General features: G+C 41.6%; 18 protein-coding genes and 1 other RNA gene. 10 read left to right on the plus strand and 9 right to left on the minus strand.

The annotated features are described in order from the left end of the window. The first annotated feature begins 80 nt into the window (after positions 1 to 80). The gene (locus ACNORC_RS08525) at positions 81 to 725 is read left to right on the plus strand and encodes a protein-L-isoaspartate(D-aspartate) O-methyltransferase (protein ID WP_418335203.1); all 645 of its coding nucleotides are present in this window, start codon (positions 81 to 83) and stop codon (positions 723 to 725) included. A gap of 9 nt (positions 726 to 734) precedes the next feature. Here the strand turns inward: ACNORC_RS08525 and smpB are convergent, their stop codons facing one another. Beyond that, positions 735 to 1,190, minus strand: coding sequence for an SsrA-binding protein SmpB (gene smpB, locus ACNORC_RS08530; protein WP_418335204.1), 456 nt, complete (start codon positions 1,188 to 1,190; stop codon positions 735 to 737). 121 nt (positions 1,191 to 1,311) lie between these two features. Here smpB and ACNORC_RS08535 point away from each other — a divergent pair, with 121 nt between their 5' ends. After that, positions 1,312 to 2,055, plus strand: a complete 744-nt coding sequence (locus tag ACNORC_RS08535; protein WP_418335205.1) for a DUF6503 family protein — start codon at positions 1,312 to 1,314, stop codon at positions 2,053 to 2,055. Here the strand turns inward: ACNORC_RS08535 and ACNORC_RS08540 are convergent. Together ACNORC_RS08540 and ACNORC_RS08545 are read right to left on the minus strand one after the other, a co-directional pair. Continuing rightward, the gene (locus tag ACNORC_RS08540) at positions 2,048 to 2,569 is read right to left on the minus strand and encodes a SixA phosphatase family protein (RefSeq protein ID WP_418335206.1); all 522 of its coding nucleotides are present in this window, start codon (positions 2,567 to 2,569) and stop codon (positions 2,048 to 2,050) included. The genes ACNORC_RS08535 and ACNORC_RS08540 overlap by 8 nt on opposite strands. Before the next feature lie 7 nt (positions 2,570 to 2,576). Beyond that, a complete protein-coding gene (locus ACNORC_RS08545; protein WP_418335207.1) occupies positions 2,577 to 3,677 on the minus strand; it encodes an esterase-like activity of phytase family protein in 1,101 nt (366 codons plus the stop codon). A 106-nt stretch (positions 3,678 to 3,783) separates the two neighbouring features. Between ACNORC_RS08545 and ACNORC_RS08550 the strand changes: the two genes are divergently transcribed. Then, positions 3,784 to 3,969 carry a CsbD family protein gene (locus tag ACNORC_RS08550; RefSeq protein ID WP_418335208.1) on the plus strand — a complete coding sequence of 62 codons (186 nt, stop codon included), beginning with the start codon at positions 3,784 to 3,786 and terminating at the stop codon, positions 3,967 to 3,969. A 47-nt stretch (positions 3,970 to 4,016) separates the two neighbouring features. Here the strand turns inward: ACNORC_RS08550 and clpB are convergent, their stop codons facing one another. Further along, the gene (gene clpB, locus ACNORC_RS08555) at positions 4,017 to 6,620 is read right to left on the minus strand and encodes an ATP-dependent chaperone ClpB (RefSeq protein WP_418335209.1); all 2,604 of its coding nucleotides are present in this window, start codon (positions 6,618 to 6,620) and stop codon (positions 4,017 to 4,019) included. 221 nt (positions 6,621 to 6,841) lie between these two features. Here clpB and ytxJ point away from each other — a divergent pair, with 221 nt between their 5' ends. Together ytxJ and ACNORC_RS08565 are read left to right on the plus strand one after the other, a co-directional pair. Then, on the plus strand, positions 6,842 to 7,240 hold the full coding sequence (gene ytxJ, locus ACNORC_RS08560; RefSeq protein ID WP_418335210.1) for a bacillithiol system redox-active protein YtxJ: 399 nt from the start codon (positions 6,842 to 6,844) through the stop codon (positions 7,238 to 7,240). 123 nt (positions 7,241 to 7,363) lie between these two features. After that, positions 7,364 to 7,558 carry a hypothetical protein gene (locus ACNORC_RS08565; protein ID WP_418335211.1) on the plus strand — a complete coding sequence of 65 codons (195 nt, stop codon included), beginning with the start codon at positions 7,364 to 7,366 and terminating at the stop codon, positions 7,556 to 7,558. A 67-nt stretch (positions 7,559 to 7,625) separates the two neighbouring features. On the opposite strand, the gene fahA is transcribed toward ACNORC_RS08565, so the two are convergent. Then, positions 7,626 to 8,915 carry a fumarylacetoacetase gene (gene fahA, locus ACNORC_RS08570; RefSeq protein WP_418335212.1) on the minus strand — a complete coding sequence of 430 codons (1,290 nt, stop codon included), beginning with the start codon at positions 8,913 to 8,915 and terminating at the stop codon, positions 7,626 to 7,628. Between the two features lie 110 nt (positions 8,916 to 9,025). Here fahA and glyA point away from each other — a divergent pair, with 110 nt between their 5' ends. Beyond that, positions 9,026 to 10,300, plus strand: a complete 1,275-nt coding sequence (gene glyA / locus ACNORC_RS08575) for a serine hydroxymethyltransferase (RefSeq protein ID WP_418335213.1) — start codon at positions 9,026 to 9,028, stop codon at positions 10,298 to 10,300. A gap of 64 nt (positions 10,301 to 10,364) precedes the next feature. Here the strand turns inward: glyA and ACNORC_RS08580 are convergent, their stop codons facing one another. From ACNORC_RS08580 to ACNORC_RS08590, 3 genes are read right to left on the minus strand one after another with little or no spacing between them, the layout of a single operon-like run. Beyond that, entirely contained in the window at positions 10,365 to 11,903 is a 1,539-nt protein-coding gene (locus ACNORC_RS08580) for a hypothetical protein (protein ID WP_418335214.1), read from the minus strand. Beyond that, positions 11,900 to 12,304, minus strand: coding sequence for an acyl-CoA thioesterase (locus ACNORC_RS08585; protein ID WP_418335215.1), 405 nt, complete (start codon positions 12,302 to 12,304; stop codon positions 11,900 to 11,902). The genes ACNORC_RS08580 and ACNORC_RS08585 overlap by 4 nt, the downstream gene beginning before the upstream one ends. Next, complete coding sequence (locus ACNORC_RS08590; protein ID WP_418335216.1) at positions 12,304 to 13,368, minus strand: glutaminyl-peptide cyclotransferase; 1,065 nt, start codon at positions 13,366 to 13,368, stop codon at positions 12,304 to 12,306. Before ACNORC_RS08590 ends, ACNORC_RS08585 begins: the two co-directional genes overlap by 1 nt. Positions 13,369 to 13,455: 87 nt before the next feature. On the opposite strand from ACNORC_RS08590, the gene ffs reads away from it, so the two are divergent. From ffs to fsa, 3 genes are all read left to right on the plus strand, one after another. Further along, an RNA gene (gene ffs / locus ACNORC_RS08595) (signal recognition particle sRNA small type) lies at positions 13,456 to 13,554 on the plus strand. 39 nt (positions 13,555 to 13,593) lie between these two features. Further along, positions 13,594 to 14,409, plus strand: coding sequence for an SDR family oxidoreductase (locus ACNORC_RS08600; protein WP_418335217.1), 816 nt, complete (start codon positions 13,594 to 13,596; stop codon positions 14,407 to 14,409). Positions 14,410 to 14,469: 60 nt separating this feature from the next. After that, on the plus strand, positions 14,470 to 15,123 hold the full coding sequence (gene fsa, locus ACNORC_RS08605) for a fructose-6-phosphate aldolase (protein WP_418335218.1): 654 nt from the start codon (positions 14,470 to 14,472) through the stop codon (positions 15,121 to 15,123). A 54-nt stretch (positions 15,124 to 15,177) separates the two neighbouring features. Here fsa and ACNORC_RS08610 read toward each other — a convergent pair whose 3' ends face one another. Beyond that, positions 15,178 to 16,626, minus strand: coding sequence for a TlpA family protein disulfide reductase (locus tag ACNORC_RS08610; protein WP_418335219.1), 1,449 nt, complete (start codon positions 16,624 to 16,626; stop codon positions 15,178 to 15,180). A gap of 154 nt (positions 16,627 to 16,780) precedes the next feature. Here ACNORC_RS08610 and ACNORC_RS08615 point away from each other — a divergent pair, with 154 nt between their 5' ends. Continuing rightward, positions 16,781 to 18,409 carry an ABC-F family ATP-binding cassette domain-containing protein gene (locus ACNORC_RS08615; protein ID WP_418335220.1) on the plus strand — a complete coding sequence of 543 codons (1,629 nt, stop codon included), beginning with the start codon at positions 16,781 to 16,783 and terminating at the stop codon, positions 18,407 to 18,409. Positions 18,410 to 18,449: the final 40 nt, after the last annotated feature.

Consider the following 18,449-nt stretch of genomic DNA (forward strand, 5'->3'; position numbering starts at 1 on the left):
GAGTGAATCCTCATTAGCCTGAATTTTTCTTTAACCTGAATTTTTCTTTGTGTAATTTTGGCCGGTAATATTCAGGAACAGTGCGAAAGGATACGTTAAAACACCAGGGTAAAAGACAGCAGCTGGCTGCAGTAGTGGCCGGTAAGGGAATAACAGATGAGAAAGTGCTGGATGCTATAAAAAAGATCCCGAGACACCTTTTTATGGACAGTAGCTTTGAAGATCACGCTTACCAGGATAAAGCCTTTCCTATTGCTGCAGATCAAACCATTTCCCAGCCCTACACCGTAGCTTTTCAATCTGAAGTATTACAGGTATTCAAAGGTGCTACTGTGCTGGAAATAGGTACCGGTAGCGGTTATCAAACTGCGGTACTTTGTGAGATGGGAGCGAAGGTCTATAGTATTGAAAGGCAGCAGGAACTCTTTAAGAAGACCCGGCTGTTCCTCGGGAAAATAGGTTATCGTCCCAAATATCTTGCTTTCGGAGATGGTTACAAAGGCTTGCCGGAATATGCCCCCTTTGACCGCATCATAGTTACCGCGGGTGCTCCTTTTGTTCCTAAAGCTCTTTTAAGTCAGCTGAAGGTGGGAGGCCGGATGGTGATACCGGTTGGGAAAAATGAGCAGATAATGACACTTTTGGAAAGAAGGTCAGAAACTGAATTCGAGAAGACAGAATTTGGTCAATTCCGATTTGTACCACTGCTTGAAGACAAAAACTAATAATAAACTTTATTTGTAGTCTTTCTGGATCCGGTCCAGTCGCCGCTTGCTCTCACGGTCTTTAATAGTTTCCCTCTTATCGTATAACTTTTTACCTTTTGCCAGGGCGATCTGCATTTTTGCAAGTCCGCGGTCGTTGATAAACAATCGAAGGGGCACGATAGTAAGTCCGGAATTCTTCACTTCCTTTTCCAGTTTTTTCAACTCCTTTCGGTTCAAAAGAAGCTTTCGGGCGTGTTTGGGATCGTGGTTGAAATAGGTAGCGTGAGAATATTCCTGAACCGTCATATTGATGACGAACAACTCATGATTGGAGAACTCACAAAAACTTTCGGCTATAGAAGCTTTTCCTTCACGAATGGATTTGATCTCTGTACCCGCCAGTTTTATACCTGCAGTGTATTTATCGAGGATCTCATACTCAAACTTCGCCTTCTTGTTCTTGATATTGATGTTGTTCTTCATAGGGAACAAAAATATAAAGCTTTCTTTAATTTACAGGGTTTTTAAGGAATTCTTAAACAGAGGCATCCGGTTTTAGAATACTGAGCGGAAATCCTTATTTTTGGACATCCAAGTCAACATCATGAAAAAATATCTTCTTCTATTAATCACTGTTCTATTTATCTCTTGCGGAGATTCTTCCGAAGAAAATCCTGCCGATGTCATAGTTAGTAAAGCAATCGAAAAAGCCGGCGGAGATCTTTATGAAAAAGCCGAGATCAGATTCAACTTCAGAGACAGAAAGTACAGAAGTAAGCGAAATAATGGACTTTTTGAACTGGTAAGGTACACTTATAATGATTCTTTGGGTGCGGTTCAGGATGTTTTAACGAATGAGGGGTTTACGCGTCTGGTTAACAATGAGGAAGTTGAGTTACCCGATACTCTGGCCACTTCAATCGCCGAAAGTGTGAATTCGGTTCATTACTTTGTGCAATTGCCTTATGGTTTAAATGCCGATGCGGTGAAGAAAAAACTTATCGGGGAGGATACTATAAACGGAAAAACATATTATGAAATTGAGGTCACCTTCAAGCAGGACGGTGGGGGAGCAGACCATGAAGATGTTTACATGTACTGGATCGAAAAAGGGGATTATACCGTAGATTTTATGGCGTACCGCTTTTTTGTGGATGACGGCGGAATACGATTCAGGGTTGCCGGGAATCCGCGTGTGATCAACGGGATCAGGTTTGTAGATTATGAGAATTATAAGACCAATGATCTTTCCACACCTTTAGAGGAACTGGATGAGCTCTATACTTCCGGAAAATTAATAAAGGTCTCTGAAATTAAAAACAAGAATCTGAAGGTGGATATCAATTAATATAAAGCACCTCTGCTTTTTTTGTACCATCGGGTCCCACGGTCACGATAAAAAGACTGCCGCTCTCCGATTCATCAATATCTCCGTACACTTTTTCTCCTAAAATCAGGTTCACGAACTGCGGATTGGTATTGCTGTGGCCAACAACCAGAACGGTTTTTCCTGAGGTCTTCCCCTGAAAATCTTTACTGTACAACTGGCGGGGATCATAGATCTCCACTGAGTTTTGTTGGGATTTAGCGACTGCCTGAGCGGTTGCCCTGGTTCTGCTGTAATCGGTTGTATAGATGTGATCAAATTCTACTTCTTTAAAGATCCTGGCCCAGTTCTCAGCCCGCTGTTTTCCTTTTTCGGTAAGTTCAGGATCCCGGTTAGTAGGATCTGTAGTGTCTTTTTCAGCGTGCCGAATAAAGTAATAGGTCGTCATTTTATCCTGGTTTTGTTGCGCAGAAACTTCAGTCGGGTTAATAACCGTACATATGAGGCTGATAATAAAGATATAGAATGTTTTCATGTTCAATTTATTTTTTAGGAATGAATTCCAGGAGGATCACCTGGTTCAATTGAGGCCCAAGCGTATTAAAGTTATTGTCTGATATCAGTATAATACTTCGATTTCCATTGGGTAGTACCGGGCCAAAAGTGATTCCTTCAATATTATCAATGATCTCTTCACTCAGAAATTTTTTAGCCCATTTAAAGTCATAGAGCAATTCCTTTTTTGCCGGGTTATAAAAAGTCACGTTGAGATTATTTCTGTCGAGCGTGTTGGTAGCCAAACTGACATCCACATCAAAGATGCGCACGGTATTTCCATTCTTGCCATGACCACTGGCATAACCTCTCTCAAGGATCAGGAATTTGTCCGGTGCATACTCCAGCAGGTCTGTAACTCCATTCACTGCAAAATATAACCAGGGGATCTTGGCTATAGGTTCTAATCGGTATGGAAACTGCTTAGTGGCCTTTTTAGTCTTTTTGTCAAAATAGGTGATCCTAACGGGGGATTTGGTCTTGATCAACTTTGGTTTAGGGCCATCGGCTTTTAGCGGAAGTTCCATCGCCACCCAAATTCCTTTGTTATCGAAGGACTCGGCCAGTCCTTCAAAAGAACCATTGTTTCTTGGTTCCTTGAGGCTATTGGCCAGAAAATATTCAGGCACTTCAAAGGAATCAACGAAATCACCATTTTTGGAGACCGTGAAAATAGCAGGATCTTTTTCTGCTTTAATAGCTCCTTCACTGGTGAGAATGAAATTTTCGGTTTCCGGCTCATAGAGCAGGCTTTCCAGGTCGAGATTCATATCCTTTAGAAAGTCAGAGCTGGTCTCTAACTTAATGACCCTTTTGATCTCAACGGTATCTATTTTTTCATTTTCTATACGAATACTGGCTTCATAGATCCTGGGAACCGAGGGCTGGTCGCTCACCATATAATAGGTATCCTCCCGAAAGTCAATTCCAGAAAGGCCACCAACCTTTGTTCCATCTAGCTCAAGGTCTTCAGAAATATTGTAATCATCTAAAAATCGAACCTGTACGTTTCGTGTATCTCCAATTCTCGAACTTTTGCATCCAATCAGTAAGAAAGCAAGTCCGGCTGCAATAATCTCTTTTTTCATGCCGATAAAAATAACAATTTATTAAGAGCAAAATGGCAGTTTGTTGGCAGCACCTGCAATTTCTTCTTCTTATTTTACTGCTAGTATAACCAAAAAACCACAGATTATGAATGATGATCAATTAGAAGGAAAATGGAAACAGATCAAAGGTGAATTCAAACAGAAATATGGAAAGATCACTGATGACGACACCACTTATGCCGAAGGACGATTTGATGAAATGTTAGGTCGCCTACAGGAAAGAACAGGAAAGAATAAAGAAGAACTTCGAAGAGAAATAGAGAAGTGGTAGAACCCCTTCCCAAGAAAAAAGGCCGGAATTTCCGGCCTTTTTTGATGTTACTGTTCTGCTATTTCTTCCTGATTCCTGAAGACCAGTTCGTCATCAAAGGAATCGAGTAAGATGATACTATCAGTTTTGATCTTGCCACTCAGGATCTCCTTGGAAAGTTTATTTAAAACTTCCCTCTGAATTGTCCTTTTCACGGGACGTGCACCATACTGCGGATCGAATCCTTTTTCTGCGAGATCAGAGATTGCTTCTGAGGTGGCATCCAAAGTGATCCCCTGTTTCGCCAACATTTTGGTCACTCCTTTTAACTGCAGACTAACGATCTGTTTAATGTTCTTTTGAGTAAGTGGAGAGAACATTACGATATCATCGATACGGTTGATGAACTCAGGCCGTACGCTCTGTTTCAAAAGAGCCAGTACCTCCTCCTTCGCACCTTCCATGGCAGTATCAAGATCTTTGATATTCTCAAATTTTTCCTGAATAATGTGAGATCCGATATTCGAGGTCATAATGATGATCGTATTTCTAAAATCTGCAAGACGTCCTTTATTGTCGGTCAATCTTCCTTCGTCCAGCACCTGTAACAGGATGTTGAAAGTATCGGGATGGGCTTTTTCGATCTCATCCAAAAGTACCACGGAATAAGGTTTCCTTCGAACGGCCTCGGTCAATTGCCCTCCTTCTTCATAACCAATATATCCCGGAGGTGCACCTACAAGACGGCTCACTGCATGACGTTCCTGGTATTCACTCATATCGATCCTGGTCATGGCACTTTCGTCATCAAACAAGTATTCAGCAAGGGCCTTGGCCAGCTCGGTCTTACCAACTCCGGTAGTACCCAGGAAAAGGAAAGATCCAATTGGCTTTTTTTGATCCTGTAATCCCGCGCGGCTTCTTCTCACCGCATCACTTACCGCCTGAATGGCTTCTTCCTGCCCAACCACCCTTTTGTGAAGTTCTTCTTCCAGGTGGAGCAGTTTTTCCCGTTCGCTCTGCAGCATTTTAGTTACTGGAATGCCGGTCCATTTTGCAACAACTTCGGCTATATCCTCATTAGTAACTTCCTCTTTGATCAGGGATTTTCCTTTCTGATTTTCTTCCAGTTGTTTCTGTAGTTCAGCCAGCTTCTCCTGTTCTTCCTTGATCTTTCCGTAGCGCAATTCGGCTACTTTTCCGTAGTTACCTTCGCGTTCTGCACGTTCAGCTTCAAGTTTGAACTCTTCAATATTAGATTTTGCAGTCTGAATGTTGTCTACAACGTCTTTTTCATTTTTCCATTGAGCGTGTAACTCATTGCGTTCCTCTTTGTAATTGGCAAGGTCGGCACGTAAAGATTTCAGCTTGACTTCATCCTTTTCACGTTTTATGGCTTCCATTTCGATCTCGAGCTGCATGATCTTTCTGTCGAGTACATCGAGTTCTTCGGGCTTGGAATTTATCTCCATTCTCAGTCGCGATGCTGCCTCGTCCATAAGGTCAATGGCCTTATCTGGTAGGAAGCGGTTGGTAATGTAGCGCTGAGACAATTCAACAGCAGCAATGATAGCTTCATCCTTGATTCGCACCTTGTGGTGAGTTTCGTACTTTTCTTTAATTCCGCGAAGAATAGAAATGGCACTTTCTGTATCTGGCTCATCGACCATTACCTTCTGAAAACGCCTTTCCAGTGCCTTGTCTTTTTCGAAATACTTTTGATACTCGTCAAGAGTGGTCGCACCAATAGCTCGTAATTCTCCACGGGCCAATGCCGGTTTTAAAATATTGGCCGCATCCATTGCGCCCTGACCACCACCTGCACCTACCAGAGTGTGGATCTCATCAATAAAAAGGACGATGTTTCCTTCGCTTGATGTTACTTCTTTAATTACCGCTTTAAGTCGCTCTTCAAATTCTCCCTTGAATTTTGCACCAGCGATCAGCGCTCCCATATCGAGGGAATAGATCTGTTTGTCTTTCAGGTTTTCAGGAATGTCACCGGCAATAATCCTGTGGGCGAGTCCTTCGGCGATGGCGGTCTTACCAACTCCGGGTTCACCTACCAGCATCGGATTGTTCTTTGTTCTTCGGGAAAGGATTTGAAGCACCCTTCGTATCTCTTCATCCCGGCCAATGACCGGGTCTAATTTTCCTTCCTCAGCCAGTTTGTTGAGGTGATTCGCATATTTGTTCAATGAATTATAGGTTTCCTCTGCACTTTGAGACGTGACCTTTTCGCCTTTCCGCAGTTCATCTATAGCAGCTTTAAGTCCTTTTTCAGTAGCTCCCTGGTCTTTTAGGATCTGGGAAACCTTGCTGGAAGAATTAAATACCGCAAGAATAAGGTGCTCTAAAGAAACAAATTCATCCCCCATCTTTTTAGCAATGGAGGTAGCCTCATTGAGGGTCTTTGAAGCCTCACGGGAAAGCATGATGTCCCCGCCGCTTACCTTCGGAAAACTTTGGAGTGTTTTATCAAGTATCTGCTGAAAAAGACTGACGTTAATATTCAATTTTTTGAGCAGGAAAGGAGTCACATTTTCATCAACTATGGTGATAGCCTTAAAAATATGTTCGTTCTCAATTTGTTGATGGCCCAGTTCCTGTGCAAGCTGCTGTGCCTGCTGGATAGCCTCCTGAGATTTTATTGTAAAATTTTTCAGATTCATATGTATAGTGTGTTCGTTTCTTTTTCAGTTCCATTTGCAATACATATACCAGCAGAAGAAGCCAGACAAAATGGCTTGATAATGTGGGTTTTTACTGACTTTTTGTCTATTAAAGTTACGACTTCCTTAGCTAAGAAGGAACTTAGTTCCATTAAATTTTGGAAAGCTTAGAGGTATAACTTTTGATGTATACTTAATACATTTATCAAAAATTAAATTTTATGGGGTTATTCGACAAAATGTTTCAAAGTCAACGAGATATATCAAAGAAAGAAATAGAGGAAGTGCCATGGACACCTCTTACCAATATGGAGCAACTGGAGACCATTAAAAAAGAATCACAGGAGCAGCCAGTACTTATTTTTAAGCACTCCACAAGATGTGGGATTAGCAGGATGGTCCTAAAAGGATTTGAGAATGAATATGAGGTCCTTAAAGATACCGATCACAAAATGTATTTTCTGGACCTGATTGCCAACAGGGATGTGTCCAATGCGGTAGCCTCCCGACTTTCGGTGCAGCATGAAAGTCCGCAATTGATCGTTCTTCAGGATGGAAATGTTGTGCATCATGCTTCCCATCATTCAATTCAGGCAGAGCGGGTAAAAGAATTTTTGTAGTCTCCCGGAAATTTTTTGTTAAACCGCTAAAGTGCTGTTAAAGGTTTTTTAATCAGTCTGTTACAGCTTTTTTTATTGTTTATATTAGGTCAGAATAATTAATCTAACTTAAAATTTTGTACTATGGAAAAGCAAAGAGGAAGTAGCAGCGAAGAGGAAAAAAGAAACCGCCAGAATGAGGACAAAAAGAGAAATCCTTCGCAACACGCAGCAGGTGACCGTGATAAACAAAAAAAAGAGGACGCTGAGAGAGAAAGAGATATGGAGCGCGACAGAGATAGCAACAAACGCGACCATGAAAGCGATAAGCGTCTATAGTTTTAGTTTTTAGTAAATAAAAAGAGCCACAAATTGTGGCTCTTTTTTTATAGAATGGTACTTGGTTTTATTTCTTCTTTGGATTAAAAACGGGAAGCAGTTTAGTGCTCACTTCTCCAAATCCAATGCGGGAATTTTCTTTTTCGCAGTAACCTCTCATAATAACGGTGTCGTTGTCTTCAATAAAGGTTCTGGTACTGCCGTCATCTAATTTTACCGGCTTTTCTCCTTTCCACGAAAGTTCAAGCATTGAACCGTACGAGTCTGGTGTTGGACCGGAAATTGTTCCTGATCCCATCATGTCTCCAGAAAGAACCGGGCAACCATTCACAGTGTGGTGAGCCAATTGCTGACTCATGTTCCAGTACATGTATTTGAAATTGGATTTGGAAACTCTTGTTTCTTCACCATTATCAGGTTTTATAAATACTTCCAGCTTGATGTCAAAACTCTTTTTTCCTTTGAATTGTAGGTAAGGTAAAAGTTTCTTCTCCGGCTGCGGACTTTCGGTCCTGAAAGGTTCCAGGGCGTCAAGCGTTACGATCCATGGGGAGATGGAGGAGGCAAAGTTCTTTGCCAAAAATGGCCCTAGTGGTACATATTCCCAGGTTTGAATATCGCGGGCACTCCAGTCATTGAAAAGTACGAGTCCAAAAATGTAATCTTCAGCTTCCTCTATTGGAATAGGCTCGCCAAGGCTATTAGCATCGGTTGTGATAAAGGCCATTTCCAGTTCAAAATCCACTCTTTTAGATGGTCCGAATACCGGTTCCTCAGCTCCCTTTGGGAGCGTTTGTCCTTGTGGCCTGTGTACAGGGATTCCGCTGGGAATAATGGAAGAACTTCTTCCGTGGTAACCCACGGGAATGTGAAGCCAGTTTGGAAGCAATGCATTTTCAGGATCGCGGAACATAGTCCCTACGTTGGTAGCGTGTTCTTTACTGGAGTAAAAATCAGTGTAGTCACCAACCTGTACCGGAAGCTGCATTTCTATCTCATCTAATCCAAAAAGAACCACCTTCCGGTGATCTTCATTGTCTCTGAGCTTACTGTTGGTAGCATCAAAAATTTCAGCGATTCGGTTTCTTACCAGGCGCCAGGTTTTCTTTCCGTCAGAAATAAAATCGTTTAAAGTATCCTGTAGAAAAATATCATCGGTCAGCGGAATTCCTTCAAAATAACCTAACTGATGAAGCGCCCCAAGATCAATTGCCGTATTTCCAATTCTGGTACCAATGGTAATCACGTCATCCCGTGTAAGAAAGACGCCAAAAGGTATATTTTGAATAGGAAAATCAGAGTTTTCGGGTACTTCCAGCCATGTTTTACGTGTAGGATCGTTAGCTGTAATAGACATAATAAATGTTGGTATTTTGTTAAAATCAATTCGAACCAAATATATTATTTTCCATTAAAGAACCGAATGTATTTGCTATTTTTACGGAATATTTAACGTAAAAAAATCATATGCAAAGAGATACGGAATTATTTGATTTAATTGATGCTGAAAAGGAGAGACAACTCAATGGATTAGAACTTATTGCAAGTGAGAATTTTGTAAGTGAGCAGGTGCTTGAAGCTGCAGGATCTGTACTTACCAATAAATATGCTGAAGGTTATCCAGGGAAACGTTATTATGGCGGATGTGAAGTGGTAGATGAGGTAGAAAACCTGGCAATTGAGCGTTTAAAAGAATTATTTAATGCTGAATACGCCAACGTTCAGCCGCATTCCGGATCTCAGGCGAATACTGCAGTTTTTCAGGCTTGCATGAATCCGGGAGATAAATTCCTCGGTTTTGATCTTTCTCACGGAGGGCATCTTACCCACGGTTCTCCTGTAAATTTCTCCGGAAAGCTTTACCAGCCGGTATTCTACGGAGTGGACAAAGAAACAGGTCTTATTAATTATGATGAAGTAGCCCGCATCGCCAAAGAAGAAAAGCCGAAGATGATCATCGCCGGTGCTTCTGCTTATTCCAGGGAAATAGATTATAAGAGATTTCGCGAGATAGCGGACAGTGTGGGCGCTATCCTTTTTGCTGATATCGCACATCCTGCAGGGCTTATTGCCAAAGGACTTTTGAGTGACCCGCTTCCACATTGTCACGTGGTGACCTCAACCACGCATAAGACCTTGCGGGGGCCACGTGGCGGAATTATCATGATGGGACAGGATTTCGACAATCCGTTTGGAGAAAAGCTGAAGAACGGGCAGCCAAAGAAAATGTCAATGTTGCTTAACAGTGCTGTTTTTCCAGGGAATCAGGGAGGTCCGCTTGAACATATTATTGCGGCCAAAGCAGTTGCTTTCGGGGAAGCTTTGACAGATGATTTCCTGCATTACACAGTACAGGTTAAGAAGAATGCTAAAGCCATGGCCGAAGCATTTATGAAAAAAGATTATCACGTGATCTCCGGTGGAACAGACAATCATATGATGTTGATAGACCTTAGAAACAAGAATATTTCAGGAAAAGAGGCGGAAGAAGCTCTTGGAAAAGCAGACATAACCGTGAACAAGAACATGGTGCCTTTTGATGATAAATCACCTTTCGTGACCTCGGGAATCAGGATCGGGACTCCGGCTGTTACCACCCGCGGATTAAAAGAAGCTGATATGGCGGGCATTGTAGATCTTATAGATAAGGTGATCACCAATCATGCTGATGATGCAGTCCTGGAAGAAATAGGAAAAGAGGTGCATGAAATGATGAAAGGAAAGCCACTTTTTCAGGCTTAAGCCTAATTAAAACTATTTAGCGGCCGTCAAAAATGTGTTTTAAAAACCTCATTTTTGGCGGCTCTTAATTTCCGGAATTTTCTTCTACAGGAGGTACAAACTCGTAAGCTCCAATATCAGGTTCGGGAAGTCTGGGGTGTTGCAGCAGATCTAAAGGTACTGAGGCTGCCTTTTCCGGATCAGCCTGGTCAACCACAGGAGATGTTTCGGTAAGCATTAATTGGTTCTTTAACGGATCTTTAAAAATGGGGTCCTGATTTAAAAGAACATCCTTGAAGATTTCTTCATTGCTGAAATCATAAAGCGGATTGCCATTAAAACTCCCCTGCTCATCCTGAAACCTGATCAAACAATTCTGAAAAAAGACATTAAAGGAGTTTTCTGTTTTGTTGAAGAACAGTTCCAGTCTGTCATTTCCATAAATGATACTGTTATAAAAATTCGCCTTCTGAAGGTCGATACCGCTCGAATTTTCGACGTTTTCTATGAGTACTGACGGGAATTGCCGGTAACCTTTTTGCCAGTAATTTGCTATGGTGCAATGAGTGTATTCGTGATTTCCACCTATTATATGTAGGGAACTTTGCCCGCTGTTGTTGATCACGAGGTTTTCAGCATATATATCGGCATTCTCCAGCCGTAGTCCGTTGACAGCGGAATTGTAGATCTGCACATTCTGAAGCTCCAATGAAACAGGGGAGGAGAGAGCATCTCCGCTGATCCACACTCCAATCCCGGCATTTTTGATAGTAGTGTGTTTAAAATGGCTTTTTTTGCTGCCTTTTTTGAAACGGATTCCGCTCCATTGACCGGGCACATTCTCAAACTGCTTCTGCTGCCGGTCAGCTTCAAAGATCACTTCATTTTCCAGCTGCTGCCTGTCTTCGCTATAAATACCATCGACTTGCAGGGAAGCATTTTCGGAAATCAATAGTCCGCTGTTGGCGTGAAAATATATGCGGGCTCCTGCTTCGATCTTAAGGTCCTTCTGAGAAGGCACTACTGCGAAGCCATAGATCACATAAGGTTTTTCATTAGTAAAGACCAGTTGTTCCTCTTCCAAAAAAAATCCGGGCACAAGAATTTCCTCGCCAGATTCGGGATCTTCTATTGAAACTGTTCCAGGCTTCCCATCATTTCCTTTTTGAGGGTAAAGTAAAACTGCATCTTTTATCAGCGTTACCAGTGGAACTTCCTGCAGGTGCCCCGAAGATCTGAATTGGAGCGCATCTGTATAAAGAAATTCCTCTTCCGGAAAATCTTCGGCATCGACTGTGGTCTCTATAAAGATATAGATACTGTCTTTTGCCAGGATCTCAATATTTTCAAACGATTTTCCCGAGAGCCCATCAACATTTAAGCGGTAATAAGAATTCTCACCATTCCTTAAGTTAACTTCGGGTACAAAAACATCTTCTCCCGAACGATTGTAGACTTTGAGGGTGTACGTGGCAGAACTAATGTTACTGAAAACCGTATCCAGAAAAACCGTGTCGCGCGAAAAAACCAGCCTTCCCGACGTTTCTGTAAAATCAAAATCAGACCGGCATGAACTCCATAAAATAATTGCCAGTAGCAGAATTATGGAGTAAATATTTTTCATTGTTTATGGAAAACGGTTCGCAGATCATCAGTAATTCGGGTAGGCTTTTTTGAGGCCGCATCGAGTAAACACCAGGTAGACTTCGAACTGACAAGAACTTCCCCGGTTTTTGCATTTTTGATATTCACATATCTCAGGGAGGTGACAAAAGTAGTGTCTCCCACAAAGGTCTCTAACAGAATTTCATCTCCTAAAAAAGCCTCCTTTTTATAGTCTATTTCATGCCTTATCATCACCCAGATAAAATCTTGTTTTAGCTGATCTGATGCACGTACTTCCCAGTGTTCCTTTGCAATGTCCTGTATCCATTGAACGTACACCACATTGTTGACATGGTGCAGGTCGTCCAGGTCAGCTTTAGAGACCGTACGGCGCTGTGTATAGACTTCAGCGGGTTCCATTATTTTTCTTTGATCTCTACTTCAAAAAGAGTGTCCCAGTTCTTTCCGGTAACGTAAAGTTTTCCGGTAGCAGAATTATAGGCGATCCCATTGAGCACATCATTTACAGGATCAAGGCTGGAAGCATTGTTAAGCCGTTCTTTGAGTCCGTCGAAATTGATCACTCCTTCAATAGCCCCATTTTCAGGGTTAATGATCGCTACTCCGTTCTTTTGGTACGTATTGGCGTAGATCTTTCCATCGATCCATTCCAGCTCATTGAGCTGGGTTGCGATGGTACGATTGGTTACCGTTTGAATAAAGGATTTTTCAGCCTGGGTTTCAGGATCCAAAAGCCAGATGTTCTCTGTGCCGTCGCTTTTGAACATATAGTTTTCATTGTGGGTAAGACCCCAGCCTTCATTGCTTTGGTGATAAGCAAACTCGCCAAGTTTTTCAAACGAATTTACGTCATAGATGAATCCAACACCCTCCTTCCAGGTGAGTTGGTAGATCTTGTCATTTATAATCGTAATTCCTTCAGCAAAATAATTAGAAGGAACTTCTATGGATTGAAGAACCTCACCTGTCTCCAGATCCACTTTTCGCAGCGAAGACTGGCCATAGTGACCGGTGCTTTCATAAAGCTGACCGTTGTAAAATTCCAGGCCCTGCGTGTAGGCATCGGTAGCATGTGGATACGAATTAATCACCTCATAGGTGTAGGTGACCGGTGCCACATTATTATATAGAGTGATTTCCTGTTCCACCTGCTCCATATTTGCATTCGAGTAGATCTTGGCGCGAAGTGGCCAACGCCCTAATTTCTCATTCTGAAAAGTATAGTTCAGGTCTCCTTTATCTGTTTTTTCGAGCCGTGTATTTCCAAGGTAGTAGACAACGGAGTCGATCTTTTTTCCTGCGGAAGCATTAAGGTGCACCTGCAGGTTATCACCAAGCTTAAATTCGGTAGAATTGGGATTTAATTCGAGAGAATATTCCGAAGTTGTATCTTCAGAATCACCGCCGCAGGAAAGGGCAAGCATACTTAAAATTAACAGCGACAGGGAGTTAATTATCTTCATTTTTGAGGGTGATTTTTAAGCAAGGTAAATTAATTAATTCAGTTTAGAAAATACTTGCAAAATGTATGAAAGGTTGTATATTTGCCCCGGCAAGTCCCACACAACCAGCTCCTGCTGAATCCCCCAGGGCGGGAACGCAGCAAGGGTAAGCGGTCGTAGCGGTGTGATGTGGGTCGCTTGCCATTTTTTGTTTCTGCTCGTTAAATTTTGTTGCATCTTTGCAGCATGAAAGAAAGCAAATCCCCCAAAGTTGTTTTTATTACCGGTGCTTCTTCAGGAATTGGAAAAGCCATCGCCGATTTTCTTATTTCCAAGGATTTTATCGTCTATGGAACCAGCAGAAATCCGCAGAAGTATTCTGTAGATTTTCCGCTGGTCGCATTAGATGTGACAAAACCTGAAAGTATTAAAAATGCAGTTTCTGAAGTAGTTTCCAAGGCAGGAAGAATTGATGTGCTGGTGAATAATGCCGGAGTTGGAATAACAGGTCCTATTGAAGAAACTCCCGATGAGGAGATCAAAAAAGCTTTTGACACAAACTATTTCGGTCCTATCAATGTCATTAAAGCAGTGCTTCCGGAAATGCGAAAAGTTGGTGGCGGCCTCGTTATAAATATTACTTCAATTGCCGGTTATATGGGCCTTCCTTACCGCGGAATTTACTCTGCTTCCAAAGGAGCTCTTGAACTTACCACCGAAGCCTTCAGAATGGAACTGCGCGACTTTAATATTCAAATGACCAATGTGGCACCCGGCGATTTTGCTACCAATATTGCTGCAGGTCGTTATCATGCGCCCGTTATTGAAGGTTCACCTTATGAAAAGCCCTACGGAAATACCCTGAAGCTAATGAATCAGCATGTGGATGAAGGGCAGGATCCAAAGCAAATGGCCGAAGCGGTTTACGGGATCATAAAAGAGAAAAATCCGAAGGGACATTATAAGGTAGGAGAACCCATGCAAAAGTTTTCTGTGGCTCTAAAAAGGGTACTTCCAGATAAACTTTACGAGAGATTACTTCTGAAGCATTATAAATTGTAGTTTTGCAACAGGTTTAAAAAAACGAAATTTTTACACTAAATCTATTTAAATCAACACACTATGAAATTTTTTATTGATACGGCAAACCTTGACCAGATAAGGGAAGCGCAGGAACTTGGAGTTCTTGACGGCGTAACTACCAATCCTTCCCTAATGGCCAAAGAAGGGATCACCGGAAAAGAGAATATCATCAACCACTATAAGAAGATCTGTGAAATTGTAGACGGAGATGTAAGTGCTGAGGTAATTGCTACAGATTTTGAAAATATTATCAAAGAAGGAGAAGAACTGGCAGCATTGCACGAGCAGATTGTGGTAAAGGTGCCAATGATAAAAGACGGGATCAAAGCCATAAAATACTTTAGCGATAAAGGCATCAGGACTAACTGTACTTTAGTGTTCTCAGCTGGGCAGGCATTGCTTGCCGCAAAAGCAGGAGCCACTTATGTGTCACCATTCATCGGAAGGTTGGATGATATTTCTACAGATGGTCTTAACCTGATTGCAGAGATCCGTTTGATATATGACAACTACAATTTTGATACACAAATTTTAGCTGCTTCGGTACGTCACACTATGCACGTTATTGACTGTGCGAAGATTGGGGCAGATGTAATGACAGGACCATTGTCATCCATTGTTGGTCTTGCAAGTCACCCGCTTACTGATATTGGTCTGGAGAAATTTCTGGCAGATCACAAAAAAGGGAACTAAAAATCCCATTTTTGGATACTAATAAGCCTTTATTCTTCGGAATAGAGGCTTTTTTTATTGATTGAGGAACTCTAGAATGCGGGTCTCAAATTGAGGGGAATTTATAAAAGCATCCCCAATGATCACTTTGCCGGTTGAATCCAAAAAGAGAAGTTTGTTGAGGTAGTACTGGAAAAATTCTTTTTTGATACGCGTTCTGCCTACCTGAAATTCCATCTCGGGATCATACCCATATTTATTTAACGCTAAGCGCCATTTTGAGACTTCCCCAATATCCATGTTGATGCCAATGAAATTGATCTCAGGATATTTTTCTCTCATTTCATCGATCAATTGATGATATTGCTTGTGTTCCCTGGAGTAGATGGACCAGAGGAAGACAATAGTCGGTTTCTTTATTACCTCTTTGAATTGAATAGTATCCCCTGATGAATTTATCAATGGAACAGTTGATACACGAGTACCCGGTAAATAAGCCAATTGAAGGACTCCCAATTGTTCCAGGTTACTTAATTCTTTCTGAGGGATTCTGGATTCCTTAAGAAGATTAAGTGTTTTCGTGATCTCTTCTTCTTCCCGGGCCATCACAATGCCCAACACTCCCAGCTTTGACAGAAAATGATTTTTCAAGACGGGTAGTTGTATCAATTCATTCACTTTTTCAATGCGGGAAGTGATATTCTCGTGGGAAGTAAAATCCTGACAATTCCTTGATGGATCTTTCTCTTCTTTACAGGCTTCAAAAGAATAATTGATCAGGTAATTTTCAATGAAACGTTTATAACCCGGATACGACTGTAGATCGGCTTCATTGAAACTTACTTTTTCCCGATGATCCATAAAACCTTCTGGTAAGCGGGTCGAAAATTGGTCATTGTAGCGGTTTACAAGATAGATGTAGCGCTCCCTCAGATCGTAATTCTCGTAATTAATGACCTTTTTAGCCACCGAAAGAAAGTCTTCTGAAAGCTTATACTTATTATTTACTTTTTCAAGTGCTCTTAATCTTGACTCCCTTATAGAATCGGTTTTAGATGCAAAATTGTCGGGATCTATTTTATAGAATGACAATAGAAGATCAGCCGTCTTCTCGTCATCGAGGTACATTTGTGTGAGAAAATTATTTCTCGCCTCTCCTTTGCCGCTAAAGTGAAGCGATTCGTCAAAGGCAAAAGTATTGGCCCTCATTAATAGACTGTCGCCGGGTTCCAGATAAATTGGTTGACTCTCGGGACGGTGTTTAAAAATATAAATACCACTGGCAGGATCATCTATTTTATAACTAAACCTGTTTCGGTTGTTTAGAAAAATTGTATCCAATAATTTTCCATTTCGGAAAAGAAGGAGGTGATCAGAACTGGGATTCACTATTTCTCCGCCAAGATAAGCAGAGGAATTTTCAGTTTGTGGTTCATCTTCACAAGAAGTGAAAATAAGGCTCAGGGGCAGTAAAATTACAGCCAGGAAAGCGTAAACAGGCGGATTTATTTTATACTTCTTCAAGGATTCTGGAGGGCCAACAAATTAAGGAAAAACAAAATTAGGAGGTGACTAAAGAAGGTGATGTTAACTACACGTTAAAAGGAGAATATCAAACGTTAATCTTTCTTTGAATGAGTGTAAATAGCTACTTTTGCACAAATTTCAAAAACAGAATATGTTATCAGTTTCAAATCTTTCCGTGCAGTTCGGGAAACGAGTATTATTTGATGAGGTGAATACCACCTTTACGCAGGGGAATTGTTATGGAGTCATTGGTGCCAACGGTGCCGGAAAATCCACTTTTTTGAAGATCCTGAGCGGGAAATCTGACCCTACTTCAGGTCACGTGCATTTGGAGCCGGGAAAGAGAATGTCTGTTCTGGAACAAAACCACAACCTGTACGACGAATACCCTGTCTTGGAAACAGTGATCATGGGAAATAAGCCCTTGTATAAGATCAAAAAGGAAATGGATGAGATCTATGCAAAGGAAGATTTCAGCGATGCCGATGGAGAGAGAGTAGGAGTACTGCAAGTAGAATTCGAAGAAATGAATGGCTGGAATGCCGACAGTGAAGCGGCAGCGTTACTTTCTAACCTTGGAATAAAAGAGGACAACCATTACACCTTAATGGGCGATCTTGATAATAAATTGAAGGTAAGGGTGCTTCTTGCGCAGGCTCTTTTTGGTAATCCGGATGTGCTCATTATGGATGAGCCTACCAACGACCTGGATTATGAAACCATTTCATGGTTAGAGAATTTCCTGGCGAACTATGACAATACTGTAATTGTGGTTTCTCACGACCGTCACTTCCTGGATTCAGTTTGTACCCATATCTCTGATATTGACTTCGGAAAGATCAACCACTATAGTGGAAACTATACCTTCTGGTATGAATCTTCGCAATTGGCAGCCCGTCAACGTGCGCAGCAAAACAAGAAAGCCGAAGAAAAGAAAAAGGAATTACAGGAATTCATTCAGCGATTCAGCGCGAACGTTGCCAAATCTAAACAGGCTACTTCCCGTAAAAAGATGATCGAAAAGCTGAATATTGAAGATATCAAACCTTCCAGCCGTCGTTATCCTGCCATTATTTTTGAAAGGGAACGGGAAGCCGGAGATCAGATCCTTAACATCGAAGGGCTTACAGCGTCTTTAGAGGGAGAGACCCTGTTCAGCAATGTGAATATAAACCTTGCAAAAGGGGATAAAGTAGTAGTGTATTCAAAAGATTCACGAGCCACCACAGCTTTTTACCAAATTTTAAATGGAAAGGAAAAACCACTTTCCGGAAAATTTAGCTGGGGTATTACAACTAACCAGTCTTATTTACCATTGGACAACTCAGAATATTTTGACAACGATCTTACACTTGTTGACTGGCTAAGACAATGGGCAAAGACCGAAGAAGAAAGAGAAGAAGTACACATTCGTGGTTTCCTTGGTAAAATGATCTTTAGTGGGGAAGAAGCCTTAAAAACAGCCCGTGTTCTTTCGGGAGGGGAAAAAGTGCGTTGTATGTTGAGCAGAATGATGATGATGAGGGCCAACGTGTTGATGTTAGACGAGCCTACAAACCACCTTGACCTGGAATCGATCACGGCCTTTAATAACTCGCTTAAGAACTTTAAAGGAACAGTATTATTTACTACTCACGATCATGAGTTTGCCCAAACCGTGGCAAATCGTGTTATAGAATTGACTCCTGGTGGAGCGATTGATCGTTACCTCACATTCGACGAGTATATGAGTGACAAAAAGATACGTGAGCAGCGTGAAAAAATGTATGCTGAGGTTTAATTTTTAAACCAAATAAAATTAGAAGGTGTCGCATAGCGGC

Origin of the sequence: Salinimicrobium soli, assembly GCF_048323655.1 — a bacterium.
In the GTDB taxonomy this organism is placed as follows: domain Bacteria; phylum Bacteroidota; class Bacteroidia; order Flavobacteriales; family Flavobacteriaceae; genus Salinimicrobium; species Salinimicrobium soli.

What these genes read in the sequence shown, in the direction of transcription:
- smpB (WP_418335204.1), bottom strand. Translation starts at nt 1,190, where the DNA reads ATGAAGAACAACATCAATATCAAGAACAAGAAGGCGAAGTTTGAGTAT.
- ACNORC_RS08535 (WP_418335205.1), top strand. Translation starts at nt 1,312, where the DNA reads ATGAAAAAATATCTTCTTCTATTAATCACTGTTCTATTTATCTCTTGC.
- ACNORC_RS08540 (WP_418335206.1), bottom strand. Translation starts at nt 2,569, where the DNA reads ATGAAAACATTCTATATCTTTATTATCAGCCTCATATGTACGGTTATT.
- ACNORC_RS08545 (WP_418335207.1), bottom strand. Translation starts at nt 3,677, where the DNA reads ATGAAAAAAGAGATTATTGCAGCCGGACTTGCTTTCTTACTGATTGGA.
- ACNORC_RS08550 (WP_418335208.1), top strand. Translation starts at nt 3,784, where the DNA reads ATGAATGATGATCAATTAGAAGGAAAATGGAAACAGATCAAAGGTGAA.
- clpB (WP_418335209.1), bottom strand. Translation starts at nt 6,620, where the DNA reads ATGAATCTGAAAAATTTTACAATAAAATCTCAGGAGGCTATCCAGCAG.
- ytxJ (WP_418335210.1), top strand. Translation starts at nt 6,842, where the DNA reads ATGGGGTTATTCGACAAAATGTTTCAAAGTCAACGAGATATATCAAAG.
- ACNORC_RS08565 (WP_418335211.1), top strand. Translation starts at nt 7,364, where the DNA reads ATGGAAAAGCAAAGAGGAAGTAGCAGCGAAGAGGAAAAAAGAAACCGC.
- fahA (WP_418335212.1), bottom strand. Translation starts at nt 8,915, where the DNA reads ATGTCTATTACAGCTAACGATCCTACACGTAAAACATGGCTGGAAGTA.
- glyA (WP_418335213.1), top strand. Translation starts at nt 9,026, where the DNA reads ATGCAAAGAGATACGGAATTATTTGATTTAATTGATGCTGAAAAGGAG.
- ACNORC_RS08580 (WP_418335214.1), bottom strand. Translation starts at nt 11,903, where the DNA reads ATGAAAAATATTTACTCCATAATTCTGCTACTGGCAATTATTTTATGG.
- ACNORC_RS08585 (WP_418335215.1), bottom strand. Translation starts at nt 12,304, where the DNA reads ATGGAACCCGCTGAAGTCTATACACAGCGCCGTACGGTCTCTAAAGCT.
- ACNORC_RS08590 (WP_418335216.1), bottom strand. Translation starts at nt 13,368, where the DNA reads ATGAAGATAATTAACTCCCTGTCGCTGTTAATTTTAAGTATGCTTGCC.
- ACNORC_RS08600 (WP_418335217.1), top strand. Translation starts at nt 13,594, where the DNA reads ATGAAAGAAAGCAAATCCCCCAAAGTTGTTTTTATTACCGGTGCTTCT.
- fsa (WP_418335218.1), top strand. Translation starts at nt 14,470, where the DNA reads ATGAAATTTTTTATTGATACGGCAAACCTTGACCAGATAAGGGAAGCG.
- ACNORC_RS08615 (WP_418335220.1), top strand. Translation starts at nt 16,781, where the DNA reads ATGTTATCAGTTTCAAATCTTTCCGTGCAGTTCGGGAAACGAGTATTA.